Raw genomic sequence first — 2,936 nt, 5'->3', positions numbered from 1 at the left:
CCCGCAACGGCATCCTCAAGATCAGCCACTACCTGAACCTGTCGCTGCACGAGGGGGTGCCGTTCGGGCCCGACCTCGTGGTTCGCGGCAGCCTGGAGCGGCTGACCCCGGTGCTGATGACCGCGCTCTCGGCCGGGGTGGCCCTGGTGCCGCTGCTCTACGACGCGGCGAGCCCGGGCAAGGAGATCCTGCACCCGGTGGCGGTGACGATCTTCGGCGGCCTCGTCAGCGCGACGCTGCTCGACACCTTCCTGACCCCCGTCCTGTTCCTGCGCTTCGGCCGCAAGCCGCTGGAGCGGCTGCACGCCCTGCACGCCGAGGCGCCGGCCGACCCGTCCCCGGACGGCGCGCGACCGCGCCCGGCCGAGGCCTACTGACCCCCGAGGAGAACCAGCATGATCCTGCACAGACTGACCCTCGTCGCCGGCCTGATGGCGGCGACCGCGGCGTACGCCCACGAAAGCGCCGGCCAGCACGGCGGCCGGGTAGCCGACGCCGGGAAGTTCCACGTCGAGCTCGCTACCAAGGGCGAGACCGTCGACGTCTTCCTGTCGGACGGCGGCCAGAAGCCGGTGCCGGCCACGGGCTTCAAGGGCACGGCCATCCTCGTCGTCGGCGGCAAGCCGACCCGGGTCCCCCTGCAGCCGGCCGACGGCAACCGACTGACAGGGACGGCCCCGGTGGCGCTCGGGGACAGCCCGAAGGGCGCCGTGCAGCTCACCGCGCCCGACGGTGCCACGGCCAGCGGCAAGTTCGACTGAACATCGCCCCCTGTCGCGAGCGCGACCGGAAGGGGGCCTGAAGATCCCACGCAGGGATGCAGGGGGAGCCGCCCGAGGCGGGTGCCCGTGCCGGAGCCATCGGTCGACGAGCTGCACGCCGGCGACCGGCCAACCTCAATGAGCCAAGGAGTTCACCACATGAAAATCGCCGCTCTCGCCACCCTTCTGATGGCCTTCGGTGCGGCATCGCCCGCCTTCGCCGACGACCAGGGCAACGCGAACGCCGAGCAGCAGACGCAGCCCACGCCGAGCCGCGGCGGCACGGCGGGAGGGCCTGCCCACGACATGCGTCTCGGGGACACGGCCCCCGCGAAGTCCGGCGAGCGGATGGACCACGGACGTTCCGACGGAACGGCCACCAAGCCTCCCCACGGTCACTGAACGCCGCCGCGCCTCACGACGCCCCGTCGCGCCGGAGCGGACGTCCGTTCCGGCGCGACGGCATCCCACGCCATCGAAAAAGGTAACGACCATGAAAATCCCGAACACGCTCGCCATCGCCGCCATTCTCGGTCTCGGTTTGGCCGGTACCGCCCACGCGCAGGACATGAAGGACCACGGTTCGATGTCCTCCATGAAGCCGGACCCGAAGGACGACGCCTCGACCAAGGACTTCAAGGCCGCCGACATGGCCATGATGAAGGACATGGCCGTCGCTTACACCGGCAACCCGGACGTCGATTTCCGCACCCACATGATTCCGCACCACAAGGGCGCGGTCGCGATGGCCAGGGTTGCCCTGAAGCACGCCAAGGACCCGTCCACCAAGGCTATGGCCCAGAAGATCATCGACGACCAGGAGAAGGAGATCGGCGAGATGGAGGCGTGGCTGAAGCAGCACGCCAAGTAGGTCGGCCGCGCCCCGATCCGGGGCACCCATCCCGACGGGGACGCCCGCCGTCCCCGTCACCTGTTCGACGTCCTTGGACAGCCTCGGCCTGCTTCCCGTCACCGGAAGCCGGTGACCGAAGGCGATGCGAACCCACGGGAGCCAGGTCATGCCGCATAGCGTCCCCCCCTCGCACGAGCGCCACGGCCATCATGCCGGGCACGACCATGCGCAACTTGGGCACGGTGATCACGAGACCCAGGCTTCCGGCACCGGGACGGTCAAGGATCCCGTCTGCGGGATGACGGTCGATCCGCACGCCGCGAAGCATCGGGCCGAGCACGCCGGGCACCCGTACTACTTCTGCTCGAACGGATGCCGGACCAAGTTCGAGGCCGATCCGGTCCGCTACCTCGATCCGGGGCAGGCGAGGGTGGAGCCGGTGCCGGAGGGTACGATCTACACCTGCCCGATGCACCCGGAGGTGCGGCAGGTCGGCCCGGGAGGCTGCCCCATCTGCGGGATGGCGCTTGAGCCGGCCGTGGTCGGCGCCGACACCGGCCCCAGCGAGGAGTTGGTCGACATGACCCGACGCTTTCGGGTCGGGCTCGTGCTGACGCTCCCCGTCTTCGTCCTGGAGATGGGTGGCCACCTGTTCGGGCTGGCGGAACGCCTCGGGCAGCAAACCTCGAACTGGATACAGTTCGTGCTCGCCGCGCCTGTGGTGCTCTGGGCGGGCTGGCCGTTCTTCGTGCGTGGCTATCGTTCCGTGGTCTCGCGCAACCTCAACATGTTCACGCTGGTTTCGCTGGGGACGGGCTGCGCCTTCCTCTACAGCGTCGTCGCCACAGCTGCCCCGGGCCTGTTCCCGCAGGCCCTGCGCGGGCATGGCGGGGCCGTGCCTGCCTACTTCGAGGCGGCGGCCGTCATCACGGTTCTGGTGCTCCTCGGGCAGGTACTGGAACTTCGCGCCCGCGAGAGCACCGGCGGCGCGATCCGTGCCCTGCTCGACCTGACGCCGAAGACGGCCCACCGCATTCGACCGGACGGCTCCGAGGAAGAGACGTCCCTCGACGCCATCGCGGCCGGCGACCGGTTGCGGGTGCGCCCGGGCGAGAAGGTGCCGGTCGACGGCTTCGTCGCCGAGGGGCGGAGCTCGGTGGACGAGAGCCTGGTGACGGGGGAATCGATGCCGGTCACCAAGGCGGCGGGCGCCCCCGTGGTCGGCGGCAGCCTGAACCAGTCCGGGGCCCTCGTGATCGAGGCCACGAAGGTCGGGCGCGACACCATGCTGGCCCGCATCGTCCAGATGGTGGCCGAGGCCC

The 2,936-nt window shown here is 70.3% G+C and carries 5 protein-coding genes; all 5 read left to right on the top strand.

Going from position 1 to position 2,936, the window contains the following annotated elements; all coding sequences use genetic code 11:
• On the top strand, positions 1-377 hold a 377-nt coding region (locus AX737_RS01225), incomplete at its 5' end, for an efflux RND transporter permease subunit (RefSeq protein ID WP_197430413.1).
• Between the two features lie 18 nt (positions 378-395).
• Positions 396-761, top strand: a complete 366-nt coding sequence (locus AX737_RS01220) for a hypothetical protein (protein ID WP_003596978.1) — start codon at positions 396-398, stop codon at positions 759-761.
• A 159-nt stretch (positions 762-920) separates the two neighbouring features.
• A complete protein-coding gene (locus tag AX737_RS01215; protein ID WP_003596981.1) occupies positions 921-1,163 on the top strand; it encodes a hypothetical protein in 243 nt (80 codons plus the stop codon).
• A 91-nt stretch (positions 1,164-1,254) separates the two neighbouring features.
• Positions 1,255-1,632 (top strand): DUF305 domain-containing protein, encoded by a 378-nt coding sequence (locus tag AX737_RS01210; protein WP_003596982.1) that lies wholly within the window; start codon positions 1,255-1,257, stop codon positions 1,630-1,632.
• Between the two features lie 280 nt (positions 1,633-1,912).
• Positions 1,913-2,936: heavy metal-binding domain-containing protein (locus tag AX737_RS01205; RefSeq protein ID WP_245293375.1), on the top strand; the 1,024-nt coding region annotated here is incomplete at its 3' end.

This window comes from Methylobacterium sp. CCH5-D2 (assembly GCF_001556475.1).
GTDB classification, from domain to species: Bacteria; Pseudomonadota; Alphaproteobacteria; order Rhizobiales; family Beijerinckiaceae; genus Methylobacterium; species Methylobacterium hispanicum.
The sequence above is the reverse complement of the archived record's forward strand: the minus strand, read 5'-3'. Positions and strand labels throughout refer to the sequence as shown.

Bases quoted from the DNA above. Each gene is read 5' to 3' on its own strand.
- AX737_RS01220 (WP_003596978.1), top strand. From the start codon at position 396: ATGATCCTGCACAGACTGACCCTCGTCGCCGGCCTGATGGCGGCGACC.
- AX737_RS01215 (WP_003596981.1), top strand. From the start codon at position 921: ATGAAAATCGCCGCTCTCGCCACCCTTCTGATGGCCTTCGGTGCGGCA.
- AX737_RS01210 (WP_003596982.1), top strand. From the start codon at position 1,255: ATGAAAATCCCGAACACGCTCGCCATCGCCGCCATTCTCGGTCTCGGT.